The sequence below is a fragment of the Laceyella sacchari genome (assembly GCF_024927925.1).
Classification (GTDB): Bacteria; Bacillota; Bacilli; order Thermoactinomycetales; family Thermoactinomycetaceae; genus Laceyella; species Laceyella sacchari.
The window spans coordinates 1,987,653-2,012,577 of record NZ_CP103866.1; the positions used below are offsets into that span (position 1 = coordinate 1,987,653).

The 24,925-nt window shown below is 49.1% G+C and carries 24 protein-coding genes; 3 read left to right on the forward strand and 21 right to left on the reverse strand.

Annotated features, from left to right (window positions below; translation table 11 throughout):
- Nucleotides 1-297: 297 nt before the first annotated feature.
- Complete coding sequence (locus NYR52_RS09705; RefSeq protein WP_022738954.1) at nt 298-483, reverse strand: H-type small acid-soluble spore protein; 186 nt, start codon at nt 481-483, stop codon at nt 298-300.
- Nucleotides 484-763: 280 nt separating this feature from the next.
- Here NYR52_RS09705 and aceB point away from each other — a divergent pair, with 280 nt between their 5' ends.
- Together aceB and aceA are read left to right on the forward strand one after the other, a co-directional pair.
- The gene (gene aceB, locus NYR52_RS09710) at nt 764-2,377 is read left to right on the forward strand and encodes a malate synthase A (protein WP_259435558.1); all 1,614 of its coding nucleotides are present in this window, start codon (nt 764-766) and stop codon (nt 2,375-2,377) included.
- Between the two features lie 24 nt (nt 2,378-2,401).
- Nucleotides 2,402-3,682, forward strand: a complete 1,281-nt coding sequence (aceA, locus tag NYR52_RS09715; RefSeq protein ID WP_375163143.1) for an isocitrate lyase — start codon at nt 2,402-2,404, stop codon at nt 3,680-3,682.
- 64 nt (nt 3,683-3,746) lie between these two features.
- On the opposite strand, the gene NYR52_RS09720 is transcribed toward aceA, so the two are convergent.
- Entirely contained in the window at nt 3,747-4,682 is a 936-nt protein-coding gene (locus NYR52_RS09720) for a S66 peptidase family protein (RefSeq protein ID WP_132223624.1), read from the reverse strand.
- A 685-nt stretch (nt 4,683-5,367) separates the two neighbouring features.
- Between NYR52_RS09720 and NYR52_RS09725 the strand changes: the two genes are divergently transcribed.
- The gene (locus NYR52_RS09725; protein WP_259435559.1) at nt 5,368-5,562 is read left to right on the forward strand and encodes a hypothetical protein; all 195 of its coding nucleotides are present in this window, start codon (nt 5,368-5,370) and stop codon (nt 5,560-5,562) included.
- A 124-nt stretch (nt 5,563-5,686) separates the two neighbouring features.
- Here NYR52_RS09725 and NYR52_RS09730 read toward each other — a convergent pair whose 3' ends face one another.
- From NYR52_RS09730 to NYR52_RS09815, 19 genes are all read right to left on the reverse strand, one after another.
- A complete protein-coding gene (locus tag NYR52_RS09730; RefSeq protein ID WP_259435560.1) occupies nt 5,687-6,979 on the reverse strand; it encodes an MDR family MFS transporter in 1,293 nt (430 codons plus the stop codon).
- Nucleotides 6,980-7,432: 453 nt separating this feature from the next.
- The gene (locus tag NYR52_RS09735; RefSeq protein ID WP_259435561.1) at nt 7,433-7,609 is read right to left on the reverse strand and encodes a hypothetical protein; all 177 of its coding nucleotides are present in this window, start codon (nt 7,607-7,609) and stop codon (nt 7,433-7,435) included.
- A gap of 482 nt (nt 7,610-8,091) precedes the next feature.
- Entirely contained in the window at nt 8,092-8,322 is a 231-nt protein-coding gene (locus tag NYR52_RS16765; RefSeq protein WP_375163201.1) for an imm11 family protein, read from the reverse strand.
- A gap of 955 nt (nt 8,323-9,277) precedes the next feature.
- The gene (locus NYR52_RS09740; RefSeq protein ID WP_106342210.1) at nt 9,278-10,954 is read right to left on the reverse strand and encodes a ribonuclease J; all 1,677 of its coding nucleotides are present in this window, start codon (nt 10,952-10,954) and stop codon (nt 9,278-9,280) included.
- Nucleotides 10,955-11,148: 194 nt separating this feature from the next.
- Complete coding sequence (gene dapA / locus NYR52_RS09745) at nt 11,149-12,030, reverse strand: 4-hydroxy-tetrahydrodipicolinate synthase (RefSeq protein WP_259436750.1); 882 nt, start codon at nt 12,028-12,030, stop codon at nt 11,149-11,151.
- Nucleotides 12,031-12,047: 17 nt separating this feature from the next.
- Nucleotides 12,048-13,277 (reverse strand): aspartate kinase, encoded by a 1,230-nt coding sequence (dapG, locus tag NYR52_RS09750; protein ID WP_132223638.1) that lies wholly within the window; start codon nt 13,275-13,277, stop codon nt 12,048-12,050.
- A 16-nt stretch (nt 13,278-13,293) separates the two neighbouring features.
- Nucleotides 13,294-14,331, reverse strand: a complete 1,038-nt coding sequence (locus tag NYR52_RS09755) for an aspartate-semialdehyde dehydrogenase (protein ID WP_259435562.1) — start codon at nt 14,329-14,331, stop codon at nt 13,294-13,296.
- A gap of 103 nt (nt 14,332-14,434) precedes the next feature.
- Nucleotides 14,435-15,037, reverse strand: a complete 603-nt coding sequence (locus NYR52_RS09760; protein WP_259435563.1) for a dipicolinate synthase subunit B — start codon at nt 15,035-15,037, stop codon at nt 14,435-14,437.
- Entirely contained in the window at nt 15,037-15,936 is a 900-nt protein-coding gene (gene dpsA, locus NYR52_RS09765) for a dipicolinate synthase subunit DpsA (RefSeq protein ID WP_132223647.1), read from the reverse strand. The genes NYR52_RS09760 and dpsA overlap by 1 nt, the downstream gene beginning before the upstream one ends.
- A gap of 99 nt (nt 15,937-16,035) precedes the next feature.
- Nucleotides 16,036-16,281: a YlmC/YmxH family sporulation protein gene (locus tag NYR52_RS09770; protein WP_022738974.1), complete on the reverse strand. Its 246-nt coding sequence runs from the start codon at nt 16,279-16,281 to the stop codon at nt 16,036-16,038.
- Between the two features lie 102 nt (nt 16,282-16,383).
- A complete protein-coding gene (locus tag NYR52_RS09775) occupies nt 16,384-16,575 on the reverse strand; it encodes an aspartyl-phosphate phosphatase Spo0E family protein (protein ID WP_022738975.1) in 192 nt (63 codons plus the stop codon).
- 16 nt (nt 16,576-16,591) lie between these two features.
- Complete coding sequence (gene dut, locus NYR52_RS09780) at nt 16,592-17,035, reverse strand: dUTP diphosphatase (RefSeq protein ID WP_259435564.1); 444 nt, start codon at nt 17,033-17,035, stop codon at nt 16,592-16,594.
- A 1-nt stretch (nt 17,036) separates the two neighbouring features.
- Nucleotides 17,037-18,281 carry a M16 family metallopeptidase gene (locus NYR52_RS09785; protein ID WP_259435565.1) on the reverse strand — a complete coding sequence of 415 codons (1,245 nt, stop codon included), beginning with the start codon at nt 18,279-18,281 and terminating at the stop codon, nt 17,037-17,039.
- Between the two features lie 56 nt (nt 18,282-18,337).
- Complete coding sequence (locus NYR52_RS09790; RefSeq protein ID WP_022738979.1) at nt 18,338-19,315, reverse strand: polysaccharide deacetylase family protein; 978 nt, start codon at nt 19,313-19,315, stop codon at nt 18,338-18,340.
- A gap of 114 nt (nt 19,316-19,429) precedes the next feature.
- Nucleotides 19,430-21,559, reverse strand: a complete 2,130-nt coding sequence (gene pnp, locus NYR52_RS09795) for a polyribonucleotide nucleotidyltransferase (RefSeq protein ID WP_022738981.1) — start codon at nt 21,557-21,559, stop codon at nt 19,430-19,432.
- 138 nt (nt 21,560-21,697) lie between these two features.
- Nucleotides 21,698-21,967, reverse strand: coding sequence for a 30S ribosomal protein S15 (rpsO, locus tag NYR52_RS09800; RefSeq protein WP_022738982.1), 270 nt, complete (start codon nt 21,965-21,967; stop codon nt 21,698-21,700).
- Between the two features lie 139 nt (nt 21,968-22,106).
- Nucleotides 22,107-23,048 carry a bifunctional riboflavin kinase/FAD synthetase gene (locus NYR52_RS09805; RefSeq protein WP_132223656.1) on the reverse strand — a complete coding sequence of 314 codons (942 nt, stop codon included), beginning with the start codon at nt 23,046-23,048 and terminating at the stop codon, nt 22,107-22,109.
- A complete protein-coding gene (truB, locus tag NYR52_RS09810; protein ID WP_132223659.1) occupies nt 23,048-23,959 on the reverse strand; it encodes a tRNA pseudouridine(55) synthase TruB in 912 nt (303 codons plus the stop codon). The genes NYR52_RS09805 and truB overlap by 1 nt, the downstream gene beginning before the upstream one ends.
- Nucleotides 23,956-24,924: a DHH family phosphoesterase gene (locus tag NYR52_RS09815; RefSeq protein ID WP_132223662.1), complete on the reverse strand. Its 969-nt coding sequence runs from the start codon at nt 24,922-24,924 to the stop codon at nt 23,956-23,958. Before NYR52_RS09815 ends, truB begins: the two co-directional genes overlap by 4 nt.
- Between the last annotated feature and the right edge of the window lies 1 nt (nt 24,925).

The following is a 24,925-nucleotide window of genomic DNA, read 5'->3' on the forward strand; positions in this document are numbered from 1 at the left end:
CAATCCCGCGCCATGTCTTTTGATTTCTTTTTCTCAAATGCAGTCACACTCCCCCCGATCGTTCCACATCTATTGCTAAAACTGATTGGATCTGATGAAAAATCAGCTTGATTCACCGGACATTCCCAGATCGCCTTTCCAGTGTCATTTTACACTAACATAACCAGTTTAAACTACTTTCTCCCAAGATCCTCTATCAAACGCATTAAAAAAGAGAGCAGAACCTCGCTGCTCTCCAAATTTGCTTCTCTCACCCTGAGCCATTTACAAGGATTAAAGGGTGATTTCCCTCTTTTGTCATGCTCTTTGCTCATCCAAATCGTGAACGGGGAGAATCTTCACTTCTTGCGGATTGGATTCGCTGTGGACGCGCACTTTTTCTGCGCTTTCATCCACCATCTCGATCCATACCGGCTCGCCACGGTAGGTCACCGCAATTTTCTCCGGCGACTGCAAAATCTCCTTTGCCCGATCGATTTGCATCAAGTCACCTCCCTATCAGAGAATCCATCTCAGATCATTTGTTTGCTCAGCAAAACAATCATGCTAACTTCGCTCTTAGGTTGTGTCAAAGATAGAGAGTTATGCACATGAAACTGGTCGAGATGATGGTTCATAACAAAACGCTCCGAGTGTGAAGAACGCCAAACCCTGTACCTTTCTTTATTAAATAAAAAAATTCATTTTTTTGAAAATATCAGTTGTACTATAACAGTTGCTGTGTTAGTATAGAAAACGAAAAGGAAATCTGTTATATAACATAATGGCACCCAGGAGGGGATCCGGTTTGTTGCGAAAAGTATCATGCCCGGAAAGAGTTGAGATCATAGGCCCAGTCACTGATGCCTATGCCGAAGTTCTCACCTTCTCAGCCTTGCAATTCATTGCTGATCTTACACGACGCTTCCGCGATCAACGCGATCGTCTGTTGCATAACAGAAAAGAACGGTCGGTAAAACTAAAAACTGAACTGCCCGATTTTCTGGATGAGACGAGAGCCATTCGGGAAGGAAATTGGTCCATCGCCCCCTTGCCCCGGGATTTGCTTGACCGGCGGGTGGAGATCACCGGTCCTGCTGGAGATCGCAAAATGGTAATTAATGCTCTCAACTCAGGTGCCCAGGGTTTCATGGCAGATTTTGAAGATGCCAACTCCCCCACTTGGCACAACACCGTGCAAGGGCAAATTAACTTGCGTGACGCAATTCGAGGGACACTCACCTACATGAGCCCCCAAGGAAAATGGTATAAAGTAAACCCCGATCCTGCTGTGCTCCATGTGCGGCCGCGCGGATGGCATCTGGATGAAAAACACGTCCTTGTTGACGGAAAACCGGTTCCAGCCAGCCTGTTTGATTTCGGACTTTATTTCTACCACAATGCAAAGGCCTTGGTGGCCAAAGGATCAGGCCCTTATTTTTACCTCCCAAAAATGGAAAGCCATTTGGAAGCCCGTTTGTGGAATGACGTATTTATTTATGCCCAACAAGTGAAAGGGATTGAACAAGGCACCATCAAAGCGACTGTATTGATCGAAACGATCTTGGCCGCGTTTGAAATGGACGAGATAATGTACGAATTGAGAGAACATTCAGCCGGATTAAACTGCGGCCGCTGGGATTATATCTTCAGTTACATGAAACACTTGCAAAACCATCGTGCCATATTGTTGCCTGACCGCTCGCTTGTCACGATGACAACCCCCTTTATGAAAGCTTATACCCAATTGGCAATCCAAACATGTCACAAGCGCAATGCCCCTTGCATTGGCGGAATGGCCGCTCACATTCCGAGCAGGAAAAACCCCGAAGCGACTCAACGGGCATTTGAATTAGTGCGCGCCGATAAAGAGAGGGAAGCCCAAGCCGGGCATGATGGCACATGGGTAGCTCATCCCGGCCTTGTCCAACTGGCCCGGGAAGTGTTTGATCACTGGATGCCAGAACCCAATCAAATCAGTCGAAAGCAAGAAGAAGTAACCATCACACAAGCCGACTTGTTGCGGGTGCCCACTGGCCCGATTACCGAAGACGGACTGCGAACCAACATTCGTGTCGGCATCCACTATATCGCCGCTTGGTTAAGCGGTTCAGGGGCTGTAGCCATCGACAACCTGATGGAAGATGCAGCCACCGCCGAAATTTCTCGTGCGCAGGTTTGGCAATGGTTGCGCCATCCGGACGCCTCACTGGAGGACGGGCGGCCGATCACCAAAGAGTTATATCAGCAATTGTTGCAGGAAGAAGCGACCCGTCTGCGTGAACAGCTGGGATCCTCCCATCGTTTGGATATGGCGATCCCCCTGTTTTCCGAATTGGTGTTGAGTGATGAATTCACAGAGTTTCTGACATTACCCGGCTATGCGTTATTAGATTAACATGATTAGAAAGGATGAATGATGATGAACCATCAACAGGAAATTGCCGCTTTGGAAAAAGATTGGTCCACCAACCCCCGGTGGAAGGGAATCAAACGCCCATACTCCGCCGCGGATGTACTGAAACTTCGCGGTTCTCTCACCATCGAATACACGCTTGCATCGCGCGGCGCCCGCAAACTGTGGGAAATGCTTCATACGGAGCCTCATATCAAAGCATTGGGGGCACTCACTGGCAACCAGGCCATGCAACAAGTGAAAGCTGGATTGAAAGCAATCTATTTGAGCGGTTGGCAAGTGGCCGCCGACGCCAACCTGGCTGGACAAATGTACCCCGACCAAAGCTTGTATCCCGCCAACAGCGTGCCCCAAGTGGTCAAACGGATCAACCAGGCACTGCAACGCGCCGATCAGATTGAATGGGCCGAAGAGAAAAAACAGCGGGATTGGTTTGCACCTATTGTCGCCGATGCAGAAGCGGGCTTCGGAGGGCCGCTGAATGTGTTTGAGTTGATGAAAGCGATGATTGAAGCAGGGGCCTCCGGCGTACATTTTGAAGACCAATTAGCCTCAGAGAAAAAATGCGGCCATCTGGGCGGCAAAGTGCTGATTCCTACTTCGCATGCGATCCGCAATCTCATCTCGGCTCGCCTCGCCGCAGATGTGATGGGCGTGCCTACCATCCTGATCGCCCGCACCGATGCCAACGCCGCAGAGCTGTTGACCAGTGACATTGATCCCGCTGACCATCCCTTCCTCACGGGTGAGCGAACCCCCGAGGGATTCTTTCGGATTCGACCCGGACTGGATACAGCGATTGCCCGCGGATTGGCCTACGCACCTTACGCCGATCTTATCTGGTGTGAGACATCGGAACCTGATCTCGAGGAAGCGCGCCGTTTCGCCGAAGCGATTCACGCCAAATTCCCCGGAAAATTGCTGGCGTACAATTGCTCTCCCTCTTTCAACTGGAAAAAGAAGCTGGATGACAAAACCATTGCCAAGTTCCAAGATGAGCTCGGAAACATGGGCTACAAATTCCAATTCATCACCTTGGCGGGTTTCCACTCTCTCAATTACAGCATGTTCCAACTGGCCAATGAATACGCCTCTAACGGCATGACGGCATATTCCAAACTGCAACAGGCCGAATTTGCCCTTGAAGCGGAAGGATACACCGCCACGCGCCATCAGCGTGAAGTGGGAACGGGCTACTTCGATCAAGTCTCCCTCATCATCACCGGTGGCACCTCATCCACCACGGCATTGAAAAATTCTACCGAACATCAACAGTTTATGTCCTAATGGTCACATAAATTAAGCACCCTTTCGGCATAGCCGGATGGGTGCTTCTCCATTTTGCTTATGATCAGTTGGCCTGGACACATCCTTCCAACAATATCAACGTCCCCTCGCCAGCATCCAAGTCGGCTCGAATACCGATGGGCAATGTCAGGTTCGGCTTGGTGTGTCCAGCTTGAAAGCCAAAATAAGCAGGAACGCCTAGTGGCCGGACAATCTCCTCCAACACTTCGCGCAAAGTTAGGCTTCGCTCCGGGTTCGCCGCATCGCAATCATGAAAGTCGGTGAACAAAATACCAGCAGCCTGTTCCAACTTTCCAGCCAAACGCAATTGCGTCAGCATGCGGTCAATGCGATAAGGCTCTTCTCCCACCTCTTCAATGAACAAAATCTTCCCAGTAGTATCCAGCTCATAAGGAGTTCCCATCGAAGCCGCCAAAAGACAAAGATTTCCCCCGATCAGCCTACCAGTCGCTCTCCCTGGCGTGATCGTATAACAGTGCGCCCGCCCGGTGTCTGGATATTTTCCCAGCTGTTGAGGATTGGAAAGTTGGCGAAATAAAACCGACCAAGCCAGCTCCTCTTCCTCCGAGACATGTTCCAACTCTCCTACCATGGGCCCGTGGAAAGTGATCAATCCTGCCTTTTTCCAAAGCGCCAAGTGCAGGGACGTAATATCGCTGTAGCCTACAAAAATCTTCGGATTCCTCCTGATCATAGCGTAATCGATCCGGTCAAGGAGGCGCTGTGAGCCATAGCCACCCCTGATGCACATGATCGCCCTCACTTCCGGATCAGCAAACATCTCATTCACATCCCGCGCCCGCACTTCATCTGTTCCCGATAAATAGCCATGCTGTTCCTGCACGGAGGCTCCTACTTTTACCCGATAACCAAATCTGCGCAATGTTTGTAATGCACATTTCCGTCTCTCTTCAGGCACCGGGCTGGCAGGAGCGATAACCCCGATCAGATCACCCGGTTTTAATGCTGGTGGTTTCATTGTTTTCCTCCCTATCATCGTCTGGCATAACAGCTTAAAAAGGCTTCAATCATTCTTAATACACTCGACACAGCAATGCATTCTTGCCACAAGTATACATTCCTTCCGGATCAGCAGTTGAACCCCTTTTCAGCAGACTCCCACAGAACACTGGCTAATCGATCAGCTAAGACTACCTGCGATTTAAACTATCATTGATTTGTGATTTTCCTATGATTGAATGGGTTGCCAAGAAAGGGTTACGATAGGTGTACGCCAATACCATTTCATTGCAAAGGGATGGAGTGCACCCATTCACTGGATCCTCCATTTCCTTTCCCTTTTTCCCCTCAACCATCCTCATCCCCCATCCAGCTTCCAGCCAGTTCCCCTGACAACCCACCTTTTCCTGCATATCATCATAGGTCAGTTCATACCCCACCCCACCCATGTCCCGAATGATTCTGGCGTTTTGGGACTCTCCTGCCAGCCGATGGCCGGCTTTTTTCACTATGATTATAAACTGAATATTAAAACTATTTAAGCGCGGACCTTTGACTTGAAGAACTGATAGTATCTCAAATATAGATCTATACCCTGTTTTTACTAGAGTTTTTTATAAACAAGGCAGGGACACAAGCAACTTCACTCAATGATCCATATGCTATTCCATATCAACTGATCACATCACAAAGGGGGGTTCTTCATGTCTCGCAGAAGGTCCGCTAAATGCCGTGCCATCAAAAACTTAAAACGTGCCATCAGAGAGTTAAACCGCTCTATCGACGCAATCAGAGATGAACGCTTTGAAACGGCAGAAAACCGCATCGCAGACGCACTTGTATTTGAAGGGCGCGCTCTCCGGCAAATTAATCGCGCCGAGAGATTTGACTACTGCTAATCGGTTTTTGCCTGCCAAATGGCAAGTAACTCCGCCGATGACGTATGAATCGGCGCTCTTTGTCGAGCGCAAAAACAAAGAACCCCGTTACTACCGGGGTTCTTCTTCCGATTTTCACGATATCTCATGCTGAATGATCGGCCGCTATAATCACGGGTTGGCGTTCCAATCGACGGAACATCGCCATGTATATGAAACCGCCCAGCCAGGCAAGGCAAGCAAGCACAACAAACATCCATCCATACCCAACCCACGCTGCCAGAGGGATGGAAAAAGGTGCCAATGTTTTGCCAATCGTAAACCGCATGCTGGCAGCAGCAAAATATTGCCCGCGAATGTGTTCTGGGGCTAATTTGGAGACAAAGCTCTCTTGTAATCCCACTACCAACAGCTCTCCAACTGTAAACAGCACCATGGCCGCCAATGCCACCCATATATTTGTGCTGCTGCCAAAAGCCAACATGGAAATCCCGTACAAAAACGCGGAAGAGAGGAAAACCCTTTTCTCCTGCATCCGACCGACCCATCGGCTGACCCAAACAGTAAACAGGGCAATCAATAAGCCATTCTCCGCAACCAGCCATCCGAAAAATGTCGTACCACCCGCTTCAAGCGACCACTCACCAACATGGAATAAGGTTTGTCTCGGGAATTTCTCCGTCACATAAATGCCCAGCGCCAAATCGAGTTGCATAAACGTTTGGGCCACCAAAATCCCCGCCAAAATAAACAGCATGAAGGTGCGGTCAGACAAAATGACTCGATAATCCTGTAAATGACTGTGCACAAATTGCCGCCACCCCTGTGCTTTAAGTCGATTTCCTTGGTGAGCCACCGCTCGCTCCGGAATTGTTTCACTCACATAACGCCGAATGAGCAACGACAGCACAAAGGCGGTCAACGCCGCTACCAACAACAAACCAAACCGATAATGGAAGAAAAAGATGCTTCCCAACAACGGGCCGATCACCACGGATAAGTTAATAGCTGTATAAAAAATGGCGAACACTTGATTGCGATCTTCCTCTTTTACCAAATCCGCTACCATCGCATGGCTCGCCGGCCAGTAAAGGGATCCGCAAATTCCGAGGGCCGCAAAACTGATGTATGTCAAAATGGGGGAAGTGTACCATGGAGAATTGGCAAAAGCAAACACCAAGAACGAGACGCCTTTAGCAAACGCAGATAGCTCCATCATCCGTTTCCTCCCAAATCGGTCGGCGCAATACCCGCCGATCAGATTGGCGATCACCCCCAACAGTTGGGAAAAAACCAGCATACCTCCCGCCCATTCCTTTCCGAACACTTGCGAGAAATAGACGGACATAAACGGGAAAAACATCCAAAACAACACATTGGTAATCCCTTCGCCAAATAATCGAATCTTCAAATTCAAATCCCAATCTTTTAAAAACATACCGTAGCCTCCAAAATTCATTTATCAAACAACAACAAAAAACACTGGCAAATATCTTTTACCAGTGTGTGCGCTCTCCATTTCAATTGGGCCAGAACAGAATATCATCCATCCTAGTGTAGAGAATTGATGAGGGGATTGTAACACCGCACGCGGTAAAAAATAAAGCCTTCATTATGCTGATATTGAAATGGTACAATTATCATTACTCGTTTCATCATCACGGTGCATCCCCTTTCTCACATATTTTTGAAAGCATTTATTGTTTTGTTGGATCGCTATCTGTCCAGATAGAACCCACGTTCGTTCTCATTGTACAAAATTCACAATCAATTGTCAAATCAGTAATCAGATATCAATTTATCAATATTCTGTATATAAAAACGCAACCTCCCTCCTCCTTCTGACTCACAGCTTTATGTATTGTTTAAGATGCATATGAATAGTCATCGCTCATTGCTTTCTATTTTCTTCCCATTGTTTTATTAATTTTAACCTGGAATATATCCATTCTCTTTTTTGCTTCGTAAACCGGCGGCTGAAATATTCTTCAGTCACGCCGAGATACTTCGCCAATTTTTCGACCATTTCAGAAGGGGTGGTTTTTCTTTTGCTATTTTCACGCCCCATTGATCCAACACTCCTTTGCCCATGTCAGCTAAAAATATCCTGTATTTGTTAATTTATACAAATCTTGTTCATACTCCTTTTCACCTGATGAAAAAAACCCGTTCCCTTGATATTTCCACTGTAACCGGACTCACCCGAGTGAATGACAGAAGAATTTTGGACAAACTAACAATGGCTCCGTCTGCTTGGGAAAACAGGTTACAACAGCTTGTTCCCTCTTAATGCCCCTTAATCAAACAAAAGAGAGGTGCATAGCCATGGAATCCTTTATCACCTATCTCCCATTCATCCTTTTCGGCGCCATCTATCTCATGTTAGGGTGGCTGGTAATAAAAGGCTGACTCCTTCCCAAGTCCCTTCTTCCATGCATATTACTTGCCGTACATCACTGTTTATCTCTGCAAACAGACCCCACAACAGTAAACATATTAAAAAGCCACAGTCCCTGGACACCCAAGGGGTTGTGGCTTTTTGCAGTTTTGCTATGCTTCCTTATTCCAAATCTCCCTAAATTTTAGGCCCACAAGTTCATGATGATTATATTTTTCTACAAATAAATCGGATACATAAATTGATCCTGGATCTTGAGGGATTTTAAACATTATTTGATCCTTCACTTTCTCCGGAACAAACTCATGCTTTACAATCCGCATGATCCTCCTACTACTTACAAATCGCTTTACATCCGATTTTTCTTCATCTAATCCATCTATAGTATGATTGTTACAGTTAAAAACTCATTCAGAGGTCTCAGCAATTCTTTAAAACATGCCTTTGCTTTTTGGGCTAAACACCGGAACATATGTTAACAAATTCGGGAAATCACTCCTCGGAAATTCCTTCTTAGACTCAGGTACTTTTAATTTAATTGGCTGCCAGTTTTTTATCAGTGATTTGCCCAATTGTTCAAATTGATCAAATAAGTGTTCTTCAATAGGTACAATTGACCGATACGAATAATCATAATCAAGTACATAAATTTTCATACCATTTAACCTCGATATTTTGTTGTAGTTCTTCTTTAATGCCTTGTAACATTTATATGTGTCTACAGTTCTCAGTCTCATGTACAACTCGGCATAATAACATCTATATATGCCGCTTCACTATCTCCACTACGTTTATGAGAAACAACTGGTTGAATAGTTACCTATATTTTTTCACTCAATCAGAGAAATGTTTTAAAAAGAAACGATGCCAGCATGTTCACCTGCTCCCCTACTGTTCATTGCTCCAAACTTCCTTAAACGCTAATCCCGATAATCCAAAACAAAAATACTATCAGGATCTTCAGGTATTTAAAATTTAAAAAATAATGCCAGAGCTAAGGCTCTCCATTCTCCTGTAAACAAAGTGCGATGCAACTTGGTTCGGAAGCAACCCCAACAGTGGCGAATCGGTACACATCGGAGCTGTAACTGTAATAGTGGTAGAAGCAGCGGCTGAAAAACCTTTTCCCAATGAGCGCCTCGTCACGCGTGAAGCAAATGGGAAAAACGGTTTTTCAGTCGCCGGCTTATGGAAGGAATGAAGAAAGGGGGCAATATACAAAAGAAGAATAGGTAATATAAAACATATCATTTCCGCCGAACACCGGCCCGGCTAAAATAAAAAAACCACAACCCCTGACGTCTCAGGGGCTATGGCTTATGTGCGGTTACGTTCTGACTATACTTCCATGATAATTGGAAGAATCATGGGGCGGCGGCGTGTCCGCTCAAACAAGAATTTGCTGAGTGCATCGCGAATGCTTGTTTTGAGGGAAGCCCACTCGCTCACTTGGTCTTTCATGCATTTTTCCATGGTCATGCTTACAATCCGATTTGCTTCATCCAAGAGCTGTTCAGACTCCCGGACGTACACGAAGCCACGGGAGATGATGTCTGGTCCGGAAAGGATGGCTCCGTTTGCCTTGCTAAGGGTGACAACAACGACTAAGATACCATCTTGCGATAAGAGTTTGCGGTCTCTAAGTACAATGTTTCCAACGTCGCCAACTCCTAAACCGTCGATGAGCACTTTTCCTGTTGTAATTTTTGGACCGTATCTTGCTTTACCGCCGGAGATCTCAACCGTATCCCCGTTGTCGCAGATAAAGATGTTTTCGGGACGAACGCCTACTGATTCGGCGAGTTGGGCGTGAGCCCGCAACATGCGGTACTCACCATGAATCGGAATAAAGTATTTGGGTTTGATCAAGCTCAACATCAATTTGAGATCTTCCTGGGAACCATGTCCGGAGACATGCACGTGGGAGGTGGTGCTGTAAACGACGTCGGCACCAATGCGGAACAACTGATCCACTGTGCGTCCAATCAGTTTTTCATTACCGGGAATCGGCGTTGCGGCGATAATCACTGTGTCACCGGGCAAGATTTCAACCTTGCGGTGGGAAGCGTTGGCCATGCGGGTCAGTGCCGACATGGATTCCCCTTGGCTTCCTGTTGAGATCACGGCTACGCGGTTGGCCGGCAAACGGTTGATCTCGTCCGGTTCAATGAGCAGGTCTGATGGGATATGTAGATAACCCAATTCGGATGCGATGTTCACCACGTTCACCATGCTGCGGCCCACGACAGCCAGCTTTCTTCCATAAAGCTGGCAAGCATCCACAACTTGTTGAATCCGGTGAATATTGGATGCGAAAGTTGCCACGATAACCCGTTGTTTCGCCTTCCGAAACACCTCGTTAATGCCTTCTCCAACAGTACGCTCAGATCCAGTAAAGCCAGCCCGTTCAGCATTGGTACTATCGGATAAAAGACATAGAACACCTTTTCTGCCGATTTCCGCCATCTTATGGATATCCGCCACTTTTTCATTGACCGGGGTCATATCGAATTTAAAATCCCCCGTGTGAACAACGTTACCTTCCGGCGTCTCAACACAAACTCCGACCGAGTCGGGAATGCTGTGGTTTGTATTGAAAAAGGTCGCCTTCAAGGTGGAACCCAGTTTGATCTCTGAATGGTTATTGATGATATAGCGTTTGGTGTCGTTTAAGATATGCGCTTCCCGCAATTTATGCTCAACCAGTCCCATCGTCAGCTTTGTCGCATAGATCGGGACGTTCAATTGACGCAAAATGTAAGGAAGTCCTCCGATATGGTCTTCATGTCCATGTGTTAAGATGATCCCACGAACTTTTTCCTTATTCTCAATCAGGTATGTGATGTCTGGAATGACGATGTCGATTCCCAACATGTCCTCTTCTGGAAACATCAAACCCGCATCGATCACCACGATGTCATTCTCATACTGCACCACATACATGTTTTTTCCGATTTCGTCCAACCCACCGAGTGCAAAAATGTGTAATTTGCCTCGCTGGTTTTTGCTCAACAAAGTAACCTCCTACATTTAGTTGTCGTCACCCGTAAACCGCACAATTCTCACTTGTTCTCATTATATACGATCAAAAAATGTGTATGCAACAAATTATTTTGTCGCAATATTGGAATGGTTGTCCGAGAACATGTCTTCTCCGCAAGCAAAAAGGCTGACCAGAAAAATGGTCAGCCTTTTTCTCACGCTTTTATTCAGTTGGTTTTCAGCACTTTCAACCAGCTTTCCGCTTGCGCTTTTTCCTGTTCAGTCATTTCCACCAAAGGCAAGCGCACATTGGGCTCGCACCAGCCTTGTAATGACATGGCGTACTTAAGTGGTACAGGGCTGGATGTCATAAACAAGCCATTGAACACGGGAAGCAACTTTTGATGCAGAGATAGAGCCAAGGCATGATTTCCCGCAAAAAATGCTTCAATCATCTCTTTCATTTCACGTCCGACCAAATGGCTGGCCACGCTGACGATTCCCGCGCCTCCCACAGCCAAAATCGGCAACGTTAAGCTGTCATCCCCACTGTAGACAGCAACGTCCTCTGGGACTTGCATTACCAATTGTGAAATTTGGTTGAGGTCACCGCTAGCTTCTTTGATGGCGACCACGTTTTCCAGCCGGGCCAAACGCGCCATGGTGTCCGCAGTCATGTTTACACTGGTACGTCCCGGCACATTGTACAGCATAACCGGCAATCGGGTAGCTTCAGCCACTGTTTTAAAGTGTTGGTACAGCCCTTCTTGCGATGGCTTGTTGTAGTAAGGGGCTACCAACATCACTCCATCTACGCCGATCTCCTCTGCTTCTTTGGTCAAGAGGATGGTTTGCTCTGTGTTGTTACTCCCGGTGCCCGCAATGATTTTAGCGCGTCCGGCTGCTTTTTGCTTGGCGAACCGGAACAGCTCCAGTTTCTCCTCATGAGTCAAGGTGGGAGACTCTGCCGTGGTGCCCGCCACTACGATCGCATCGCTACCAGTGTCTATCAAGCGATCAATGCATTCTTCCACTTTACCCCAATCAATGCGATTCTCTTTCGTAAACGGCGTGCACATGGCCGTAATCAACCGACCAAACAGCATAATGGCATTCCTCCATTTGTTTAAGAAAAGTGTATGTTGTGCAAGTCGAATTTTCTATGAAGGGCGCGCACGGCTTTCACCATGTCTTCCCCGCGCACCAATACCCAAATCGTCGTATGCGAGTCAGCCGATTGGAGTATTTGAATATCTTCTTCTGTCAGGGCTTCGGAGATCTTGGCCATCACTCCTGGCACTCCCGCGATGCCCGCCCCGACTACCGACACCTTGGCACATCCCCCGGTCAACTCCGGATGGAGGCCCAATCCGGTCAGCAATTGGGCCGCCCGCTCCGCCATCCCATCATATACGGTATATGCGATCTCGCTGGGGTTGACACTGATGAAGTCAACACTGATCCCGTGATCTGCCATCGTTTTGAACACTTTAAGCTGTGAATCGTATTGACCTTGTTCCAACCGAATTTTGATCTGCGTCACATCAGCCATCTGGGTAATCCCAATAATGGTCAAATCCCTAACTTCCCCGGCCAGGCGATCAGATTCCGTCGCATTGGTCACCAATGTCCCCGGATGATCAGACATCGTGGATCGTACACGAATCGGTGTATTGGTTTGCATCGCAATCTCCACCGCGCGAGGATGAATCACTTTGGCCCCTTGAAAAGCGAGGTTGCACATTTCTGTGTAAGTAACCCTCTCTAAGTAGGAAGCGTCATCCACAATACGGGGATCTGCTGTCATAATCCCTTCGACATCAGTAAAAATGTCTACATAATCAGCGCGCAAGGCCACGCCCAACGCCGTCGCTGTCGTGTCGCTCCCGCCTCGGCCAAGGGTGGTGATTTCGCCATCCGTGGTCTGCCCCTGGAAGCCAGCCACTACCACTACCTGATTCCCTTCCAACTCCCGCAGGATTCGCTTGGGGTTGACCGTGATAATCTGGGCATTGGTATGATGGTCATTGGTGATGATTCCCGCTTGTCCACCAGTCAACACAACATTCTTGATCTCATGTTTGGTCAACATGCTCGAAATCGTGGTTGCGGAGATGATTTCACCACAGCTCATCAACATGTCTTTTTCGCGCGGCGTAATCTGGTCATCGTATTGCTTCGGCAATTGCAACAGCGTATCCGTCGCGTAAGGGTCCCCTTTTCTGCCCATCGCCGACACGACGACAACCAAGCGGTATTCTTCCGCCAAGGCTTTTCTGATATGGTGCAGAACCCGAGCCCGTTGTTCAGGTGTGGCAACGGAAGTTCCGCCAAATTTTTGCACTAAAATCCCCATGACATATCCCTTCTCTTCATCTATCTTGATCGATGAGCGCTTCGGCGATTTGGACAGCGTTGGTGGCCGCACCTTTTAACAAGTTGTCAGACACAACCCACATATTTAAGCCGCGTGGATGCGTCAAATCACGCCGCAGGCGGCCAATAAATGTTTCCATGCGATCTGTCGCCTGAAGCGGCATCGGATACACTTGCTCTTGAATATCGTCTTGCACAATAACTCCCGGAGCCTCGCTCAACAGTTGTCGAACCTCTTTTAAATCATACTCCGACTTTAACTCGACGTACACGGATTCGCTATGGCCGCGCACCACCGGAACGCGTACGCACGTGGCTGTCACGCCGATGCTGTCGTCACCTAGGATTTTTTTGGTTTCATTGACCATTTTCATCTCTTCAAAGGTATATCCGTTTTCCTGCCCCACATCAATCTGAGGGATCACGTTAAACGCAATTTGATAATGTTTATCCAATTTGCCTACCGGCAGGACGGACGGTGTCACCTCTTCACCATTCAACACAGCTTTGCTTTGCTCTTCCAGCGCGATAGCCGCTTTCCAGCCGGCACCGGATACCGCTTGGTAGGTTGATACGATGATCCGCTCAATTCCATATCGTTCCAACAGCGGTTTCAACGCGACAACCATTTGGATCGTCGAGCAGTTCGGGTTTGCGATAATTCCTTGATGCTCTTTGATTTTGTCCGCATTCACCTCAGGCACAATCAGCGGCACTTGGGGATCCATCCGAAAAGCACTGGAGTTGTCGATAACCACCGCGCCCCGTTTCACGGCTTCCGGAGCCAACACTTTGCTCACGTTCCCGCCTGCACTAAAAAGGGCGATCTCCACGCCTTCAAATGCTTCCGGTGTCGCTTCCTGAATCGTAACTTCCTGTCCCTTAAAAGAAATCGTTCCCCCTGCCGAACGCTTTGAAGCGAGCGGACGCAATTCTTTCACCGGGAACTCCCGTTTTTCCAAGTATTTGACCATCTGTTGTCCCACAGCACCCGTTGCGCCCACAACCGCTACTGTATATCCTTTTATTGTCATAAGTATCATTCCCTCCCAAGCAGCACGCTGTTCATTATGACAAATGTCCCCTAAATCCCATTTCTCGTTTAGGGGACAAATAGGCTTTTAATAGCATACTATATTATTTAGCCAAATCCCGATATTTTTCAACTATTAATGGTTGCAGTTGTCTCCCTTCTATCGCGGCGAGACACGTCTCCGGTATCAACTCCATTCGCGCAACCATCGATTTGGGCTTTTTTTCCGGCGCATCTTGGCCGAAAGGAACGAAGTAAATATCTTTCGCCGCGAGTAGACGGGCGAGGTTTATCGCATTTAATCCTAACGCGTCATTGGTAGATATGGCAAGCACAACTGGCCGATGATTGCGCATTTGCGCCTTGGCGGCCATCAAAACCGGCCCATCCGTCATGGCGTTGGTCAGCCGCGACAGTGTGTTGCCTGTGCAAGGAGCGATCAACATGCAGTCCAATGTTTGTTTCGGCCCGAACGGTTCAACTTCCGGCACCGTCATGAGCGGCGTCCGCCCTGTTATATCCTCGATCTTCCGCCGCCAATCTTCCGCCGTTCCAAACCGGCTATCTACTGTCGCGACGGTGTGAGAAATGATCGGAATCACTTCCGCCCCCAATGAGACCAGTCGTTTCATCTGCGGCAACACTTCATCATGTGTGCAATGAGATCCTGTCAAACCAAAGCCGATGGTGTACCCTTGGAAGTTCATCAAACGTTCCCCTCCTTTTGAAGTTCCATCGGTTTCAACAACTGCGTAATGGTTCGAGCCAAAATCCGGCCCGCCGTTTTAGGTGCGACGATCCCCGGCAAGCTGGGGGCCAAGATCGCTTTAATGCCCCTTTTCTCGGCAAAGGCGTAATCGACTCCACCCGGCTTGGAAGCCAAATCGATGATTACCACATCATGCGGGCACTGGCTGAGCGTCTGGGCTGTAATAATCGGCGCCGGGATCGTGTTAAATATCAAATCCGCCTCTTTCACATGTTGGTTAAGCTCTTGGGTGTCAAACGCCTTGAACCCCATTTCAAACGCGCGCGCGTGATGGGCAGAACTGCGAACCCCCACTCTCACATCAGCACCGATAGCATGCAGGACGCGAGCCAATGAAAGGCCGCATCGACCCATCCCCAATACCAAGCAGACCGATCCGTGTATTGTTATATCCGTGTTCTGAATGGCCATCATCAAAGCGCCCTCTACTGTGGGGATTGAATTGTAGATCGCCACGTCATCCCGTTGCATCAACTCAATCAGCTCAATCCCATATCTTGCGCACAAATCCTTCAAATACGGCTTGGCGATTCCCGCAAATACGATGCAATGCGCCGGCAGTGAAGAGAGGTGCTCTTCCGTGAGGATGAGCGTGTCAGAAGTGAACACACTGCTTACATGTCCGTGTTCATCCGTTCCCACAATCGGCAAGACAAGCACATCTGCTTTACTTAGCACTTCGGTCGACAATTCTTTAAGAGAAGCCCCGCTGAACGGGCTTTGTAAATTGTCATAACCGATGAGGCTCACGCGGGCATTCATCTGAATGCAGCTTTTGATCACTTCCAACTGCCTTGCATCACCACCGAGGAAGACCACATGCTTGCCAGTCAGCATTTGCTCACGACCCCTTTCCCAGGGAAAATAATGATTGAATAAGGGCGCATGCCAAAGTACTATCCTTGCTTGCATCATATGTCACTGGTGGAATAGGGGTTACCTTTTTTCTGAGTGGGTGTCCACAATGACGATTTCCGGACCGATTTTTTTGATCATCGCCCAAGATAAAGCCAGCTGCCGGGCGTTTTTCTTGAGCCACGCACCTCTTGCCGTTTCCAACAAAATGCCTTCGATTTTTCCCGTCGTCGGATTAAATTCCATATCAGCCGCCGCAAAGCTGCCCAGCTTTTCCCCATTGCTCACATCCACGCATTCTTTGACGGCAAATTCACTCCATCTCATGATTCGCCCTCCTCATTTGGGGTGCTGTTATTGAATGTATGGCTTACTTATGGACATATGACTGAAAAACGAAAGAAACCCGGGAAGTATCCCGGGTCTAGATCAACCAATGCGTGTTTGGCGGCATATTCGTTTCGCTTTTTGCATAGCGACGATGAGTGTGTCCAATCGTTTGGAAAGCGGTAACACATGCTCCGCAGACAACCGTGAGGGTTCCCCCTCCACGGATTGGTGTAGCTGCGAGCGAAGGCGTTCCATTTCTTGTTCCAGACGGCTCAGCGACTCTTCGGTCATGCAGATCCCCTCTTCCTTATCTGCCCGTATGACCAAATCCGCCCGATCCGCGCGCGGTATCGTCCAATTGTTCCACCACTTGGATTTCCACTTGCGGAACCGACATGAACACCAATTGAGCAATCCGTTCTCCACGTCGGACCACAAATGCCTCATCTCCCAGATTGAGCATGATCACTCCGATTTCTCCGCGGTAATCGGCATCGATGGTGCCAGGCGTATTTAACACCGTAATCCCATACTTTAAAGCCAAACCACTGCGCGGGCGCACTTGCGCTTCAAGTCCATTCGGCATTGAAATCGCAATGCCCGTTTTGATTAATTTCCACTTACCCGGTTCGATGAGCACTTCTCCATGTATCGCCGCATGCAAATCAAAACCGCTGGAGCCTGTGGACATTTTCACTGGAAGAGGCAAATCTTCGTTTCCTGGTAATTGAATTAGTTTGACATCAATCAACTTAGTTCCTCCTAAAGGTAGCCGGCACCTTGGCATCTGGAGATATAAGGGCGAGCGACATGGGGGAAGCGATCATTTCCCGAGCCAAGTCATTCACATCGTCCAGCGTGATGTTCTCCACGCTTTCCACGATTTCATCCAATGAGAGGTGACGGCCCAAAAGTAATTCATTTCGACCTAATCGGCTCATGCGGTTGTTGGTGCTTTCAAGTCCCAGCATGAGGTTGCTTTTCAGCTGCTCTTTGGCCTTAACCAACTCCGCATGAGAGATGCCCTTGTCTTTTACTTGCGTCAAGATATGTTGGACGCAATCGACCACTTCTTCTTCCTGGCCATGTTTGGTTCCCGCGTAAATGGCGAAAATCCCCATGTCCCGGTGGGCTGAATGGTATGAGTAGACAGAATAGGCCAATCCACGCTCTTCGCGTATTTCTTGAAACAAGCGCGAGCTCATATTGCCCCCCAAGACATTATTAAGCAACACCAATGTGTAAATCCGCGAGTCTTTGACAGCGAGACCAGGCAAACCGATGCACAAATGCGTTTGCTCCGTCGGTTTTTCCTTTACTTTTGTTCCCGGGGTAAAGACCGGGAGATCATCTGTTCGTGTGATGGTCCGGCCTTGGTAGCCACTGAAAACCTCTTCGATCTGTTCGAGATAATCATCCGGCAAGTTGCCCGCTAAAGCCACCACCACTTGTTGCGGCGTATAGTATTGCTCGCGGTAGCGCACCAAATCTTGCCGGGTAAAAGCCTCAACTGTCTCTTCACTTCCCAAAACGGGATACCCTAGTGCGTGTTGCCCAAGAGATGCCTCAGATAAAAGATCATGCACCAAATCGTCCGGTGTGTCTTCCACCATCCGGATTTCTTCGATGATTACCTTTTTCTCTTTTTCAATCTCCTCTTCGGCAAACACCGATTCAAAAAACATATCCGACAAAACGTCGAGTGCTGTTGGGAAATGCTGATCCAGCACTTTGGCGTAATAACAAGTAATCTCTTTGGATGTGAACGCGTTCACTTGACCCCCGATTTCATCAAACGCTTCCGCCAACTGACGGGCTGACCGCTTTTTGGTCCCCTTGAACAGCATGTGCTCAATGAAATGGGAGATGCCGTTATTTTGCGGTGTCTCACGCTCGGAGCCCGTTCCGACCCAAATCCCAAAAGCGATCGAGCGGACATGGGGAATCTTCTCAGCAACTATGCGCACACCATTTGGAAGCGTATGTTTAACGATCACGCAGGATCCTCCTTCTCATAAAAAACAATATCCCTACTATATCAAAACTCTCTTGTTCACTCAATCGTCTCCAGCCGTTCCGATGAGAGCAAACGCCCAACTGTCAACCAGCGGCACCCCTTCTCCTTCATTGTGCGCAAAATCAGCGGCAATGCCTCCACCGTCCGATCCGTGGGATGAGTCAACAGCAAATGACCGGGGCCCATAGCCTCCTTCACCTTGTTCACCATCATTGCGGGAGAAACTGACTTGCGCCAGTCAACTGTATCTACGGTCCATAATACAGTATGCATTCCGTGAGCCGCAGCAACGGCTACCACCCGTTGATTGAAATCGCCTGCGGGCGGGCCAAACCAGCGGCTCTTGACGCCAAGCGTTTTTTCAATCAGCTGATTCGTTTTGCTAATTTCTTCATTCATCCGCTCTGGGGTCAACTGACTCATCATCGGATGGGAATAAGCGTGGTTGCCTATTTCATGCCCCTCTTTCACTATCCTCCGAGCCATGTCTGGATTTTGTTTAAGCCATGATCCGTCCAAAAAAAACGTCGCTTTCACGTTTTCTTGCCGCAATATTTGCAACATTTTCGGCAAATATTCGGTTCCCCAAGCTACATTCACCATCAACGCGACGGCCTTCTTTTGCTCATTCCCCCGGTAAATAGGATGGGCGCCCAGTTCTTCCATTGGTACAGCCGGCTTGACTTGGCGGTACACCCAGCGGATGGGGCGATTCCGTTTCTGCTTTTTGGTCTCTTTGATGGTCGCTTCAATATCCACTTCTCTCCCGTTTAATCCGGGAATGAGCTTCCACACCCGATCAACCCGCGCATCAATTGGCGGAATGAATCGTTTGGGGGCTTCTGCTTGGATTTGCTTGCGCAACAACTCATCTTCATCCGCATGCGCCCATGCCGGGATATCTTTCCCTTGCTTCACAGCAGTCACATAAGCTTCCATAAAAGGCGTATCTGCCATGAAAAACAGCAACAAAATGATAAGGATAAAGGCCGTTAATCTGGCTGGGAAGAACAAGGTGTCCACCTCCTTTATTCCTACCTTATGCGGGTGGACAATTCCCTATTCTGCTGAAGTCTTTAGGCGTAAAAAAAGAGGCAGATCGCTCTGTCTCTTTTTGCCTCTCTTGTTTCACTTGCTATGTTTTTTCTGCTCAGTGTTCTTATCCTCTTGTTTGAGAAGCACTTTGCGCGAGAGATTAATCCGACCTTGATCGTCGATTTCCGTCACTTTAACCTTGATGGAATCACCGACATTAACCACATCTTGCACTTTGGCGACACGGTTCACATCAAGCTGCGAAATGTGGACTAACCCTTCTTTGCCTGGGAACAGCTCCACAAAGGCTCCGTATTTTTCTACTCGCTTCACTGTACCAACGTAAATCTCGCCGACAACTACTTCACGCACCAAATCTTCGATAATCTTCTTGGCACGTTCGTTTTGACTCGTTTCCGGGGAAGCGATATAAATACGGCCGTCTTGCTCGATGTCGATCTTCACGCCGGTTTCTTCGATAATCTTGTTGATCACGCGCCCGCTCGGCCCGATGACGTCACGGATCTTGTCGGGGTGAATGCGCATGGTCAGGATTTTTGGAGCGTATGGGGACAACTCTTTGTTCGGCTCGCTGATGGTCGCCTCCATGTTGTCCAAAAGGGTCATCCGCGCTTTTTTGGCTTGTTCCAGCGCCCGTTCGAGAATCGAGCGGTCAATGCCGGATATTTTAATGTCCATTTGCAACGCAGTCACGCCGCGGCGCGTTCCAGCCACCTTGAAGTCCATGTCACCCAAATGGTCTTCCATGCCTTGAATATCAGTCAACACAACCACTTTGTTGTCTTCTTTCACCAATCCCATCGCGATACCGGCGACCGGCGCTTTGATCGGCACCCCTGCATGCATCAATGCCAAAGTGGAAGCACAAATACTTGCTTGCGAAGTGGACCCGTTGGACTCCAACACTTCGGATACGAGGCGAATGGTGTATGGGAACTCGTCTTCGGATGGAATCACTTGTTCCAATGCCCGTTCACCCAGGGCTCCATGGCCGATTTCACGGCGTCCCGGTGCACGGATCGGTCTCGCTTCCCCTACGCTAAACGGCGGGAAGTTGTAATGGTGCATGAACCGCTTTGATTCTTCCAGATCCAAGCCGTCCAAAATCTGCACATCACCCAAGGCCCCCAAGGTACAAACGCTCAGCACTTGGGTTTGACCCCGCCGGAACAGACCGGAACCATGTGTGCGCGGCAAAATGCCAATCTCGCTGGAAAGCGGACGAATTTCCTCCGGATTGCGACCGTCTGGCCGTTTGCCTTCTTCGACGATCAGGCGGCGCACTTCTTCCTTCACAATCTTGTCCAACACAGTGTTGATATCTTTTTCATGTTCGGCGAATGCCTCTTCGCCCAATTCTTCCAACATTTGTTCAAGGGTTTGTTTTTTCACTTGATCAATGGCATCCTGTCGGGCCTGCTTTTCCGTCACTTGCACGGCAGCAAGCAAAGAATCGGTAGCCAACGCGCGCACCCGCGCATCAATCTGCTCGTCTACCTGGTACAGCTGGACTTCCATTTTCGGTTTGCCCACTTGCGCCACGATCTCTTCTTGGAAGGCCACAATCTTCTTGATTACCTCATGACCGAGGAGAATCGCTTCCAAGATCGTTTCTTCCGGAATCTGTTTTGATCCCGCTTCCACCATGTTGATGCCTTCTTTTGTTCCCGCTACAACCAGGTGCAGATCAGATCGCTCTTGTTGCTCAACCGTCGGATTGATAACCAGTTTGCCATCGACACGCCCTACGATTACACCGCCGATCGGCCCCCGGAATGGGATGTCAGAAATGGAGAGTGCAGTGGATGCGCCGATGAGTGCCGCAATCTCAGAGGAACAATCTTGATCGACAGACATCACAATCGTGACCACTTGCACTTCATGCCGGAACCCCTCATCAAACAGCGGACGAATGGGTCTATCAATCAAACGGCTGGCCAAAATGGCTTTATCGCTCGGGCGGCCTTCTCGCTTGATAAACCCGCCCGGGATTTTGCCCACGGCATACAAGCGCTCTTCATAATTGACTGTCAATGGAAAAAAGTCCGTATCACGCGGTTCTTTGGAAGCGACCACCGTCGCCATCACGACTGTATCGCCATAACGAACCATAACGGAACCGTTAGCTAACCCAGCAAATTTCCCAATTTCAAGTACGAGTTTGCGTCCTGCTAATTCCGTTTCAAATAGTGCTGATTCCATAGTACAAGTATTTCCCCCTCTCAAGAAAAACACACACAAACATTCCATACTTCTTCATATGTACAGTATGTTCCTTCTCTTAACTTTTTAAAAGGAAGGTAAGATAAAAAGCGGGGCAAAAATGCCCCGCTTGTGTTCTTATCGACGCAGACCAAGCTTTTCAATGAGTTCGCGATAACGGGTGATGTCTTTGTTCTTCAAATAGTTGAGCAGGTTACGACGCTGACCAACCATTTTCAGAAGACCACGGCGGGAATGATGATCTTTCTTGTGGTCTTTCAAGTGAGCGTTCAGCTCATTGATACGATGAGTCAGAATGGCGATTTGCACTTCCGGGGAACCCGTATCGCCTTCGTGTTTTTTAAATTGGTTGATGATGTCTCTTTTTACTTCATTGGTTAATGCCATGTCTCATATCCTCCTTATTCTAATCCCCCTTAACCCAGACCACCGTCGAGGCCTCGGCCATCCGAGCTAGGGTTGTCGTGGCATGTTTGCCACCGGAATAGTATAGCATAACATGGTGTGTTGCACAAGAAGCGAGCGCTTATTTCGCGTAGATTTGCAACCACTCTTCCGCATGTTGTTTATCTTGGTTGATCTGCTTGATCAGTTCATCGACGCCTGAGAATTTTTTCTCTTCGCGAATGAACGACAAGCAAGAAACCCGCAACACTTTCCCGTACAAGTCCGCATGTTTGTCAAGCAAATGCACTTCCAGCATTACCTTCGGCGTCGGATCGGAGAAAGTAGGTCGCACTCCGATATTCATCAGGCCGTGGGCCGGCTCCCCGTCCACAGTCACACCGACGACGTAAACCCCACGGCGCGGAATTAGGTATGGAGCGGTCAGCTGCAAATTGGCGGTCGGAAAACCCATCTGCCGTCCCCGCTTGTCACCGTCCACTACCACGCCTTCAAAGGAATAAGGCCGTCCCAAAATGCGTGTAACCAATGTCATATCCCCATCAGCCAACGCTTGGCGCAATCGGGTGCTACTGACCGGCCCTTCCCCCAGATCAATTTGATTTACCACGCGTGTAACAAACCGGCCCTGTGCCAAGTCGGCCAAGTCAGTCGCCGTACCGGTTGCCTTGCGGCCAAAAGTGAAGTTGAAGCCAGTCACAACCCCTTTGACCCCCAACGGCAACAACACTTCCTCTACAAATGCTTCTTTGGACAACGCCGCAAAGGTCAAATCGAATTTCATTACAATCGCCCGTTCCACACCCAACTTGGCAAACTGCTTCAACTTTTCGTCAAGCGGCGTCAAATAGCGGGTGATGTGAGCCTGACCCAACACGTCCCGAGGATGGGGGTCGAACGTCATCACCGCAGGGCGGGCATGAAGCTCTTTCGCCAACTGGATGGCTTCACGAATCACCGCTTGGTGACCGCGATGCACCCCGTCAAAGTAACCGATCGCCAGCACCCATTCAGCCTCAGGCGTTTGCGGAATAAAAGGGTAAGTCACATGAATGATTTCCATCAGCGTTCCACATCCCGAAATACTTTTTCCGGCTTGGCTCGTCCAGCCGAGCCCATGCGGTACAAGGCCAAAAAAGCTCCCGTGTCCGCATACACCCGAAATAATTGTCCCGCTTCCACTCCGCTTTCGTCAAGGGTCAGCCACCCGCCGTCCAACACTTTTTTCGCATTGACCCCGTTGACGGTCACCGCCGGGAAATGAGTCAATCCACCGTCGATCGGTGTTAAAACGCGTTTCCATTCCGCTGGCCCGCCCAAAGCTTCCAACTCAGCGAGGTTGTAACACTCTTCCAAGCGGAACGGTCCACTCTGAACGCGGATCAAAGAATTCATATGCGCCGGATATCCCAAGGCTTTGCCCAAATCCACGCACAACGTCCGCACATACGTCCCTTTGGAGCAAAGTACTTCAAAATGGATAACCGGATATCTTCCCTCTTCCAGTTTCAATACCTTTAACTCATGGATGGTAACCTTTCGGCTGGGGCGTTCCACCACTTTTCCTTCCCGGGCCAATTGATACAATCGTTTGCCCTCGATTTTTACGGCAGAATACATAGGCGGCACCTGCTCAATCTCACCCACAAAGCGCTGAATGACTGATTCAACCCCTTCTCGTGTGATGTCAGGTACCGCCTCCACTTGTTCTGTCACCTGCCCGGTTTGATCCTCTGTATCCGTCGCAACGCCAAGCCTAAGCGAACCGCGATAACGTTTCGGCAACGCTTGCACATACTCCACCACGCGAGTCGCCTGCCCTAAGCAAATGGGCAACACGCCCTCCACCTCTGGGTCCAATGTGCCGGTGTGCCCCACCCGCTTTTGCTTGGCCAAGCGACGTATGGCTGCCACCATGTCGTGCGAAGTGCGGCCGCGTGGTTTGAATACCGGCAAAATCCCATGCATTGTCATCTTGCTTCACTCCTAAGCTGCGAACGGATTTCCGCCAACACGCTCGCTTCCGCTTCCGCGATGGTGCCCTGCACTGTGCAACCCGCCGCCCGGGCATGGCCACCGCCGCCAAACTGCTTGGCCACTCTCCCCACATCGACAAGCTCGCGCGACCGCAGGCTGACTTTGACCGTCTGGGGTTGCTCCTCTCTAAACAAGATTCCCACATCAACCCCTAAAATATTGCGGGCATAGTTGACGATACCATCCAAATCATCATGGGACGCATTTGCAATATCGGCCTTGGCCAACTTCATCCACGCGACCAATCCATCATCCGTTTGCTGTAGTGTCCCCAGCGCCGCCTTTAATAAACGCAATTGAGGCAGTGTCACAGTCTCAAGCACTTGATCGGCTATTTGGTGGAAAGAGATGCCCATCTCAACCAATTTGGCCGCTTGCCGCAACACCTTCGGAGATGTGTTGGAATATCGGAAACCGCCGGTGTCGGTCAACAATCCTGTGTAAATATGGGTTGCCAGCTCCTCATTCCACCCCACGCGGCTTTGGTCAATCCAATCATAAAGGATCTCCGCCGTTGCCGCCGCTTGCGGCTGGACGATGTTCATCGTTCCAAACGCATCATTGGTGGCGTGATGATCGATATTAACCACGGAAGCACCTGGGGCGATCAATTCGCAGCAAGCCCCCATTCGAGCCCGATCAGCGCAGTCCAAAGCCACCACCCGCTCAAAGGGTTCGCTGACTTCATGGACCTGCTTCACTTCGTCCGCTCCTGGAAGAAACGCGAATTTCTTAGGCAATGGAGACTCATTAACCATAACCACTTGTTTTCCCATAGCCTGTAACATCGTTCCCATTGCAAGCGTAGAGCTGATCGCGTCTCCATCCGGGTGGATGTGAGACACGACCAGCACACGATCCGCTTCTTCAATCCATTGTTCCAAAGGTTGAATCCAGTTCATC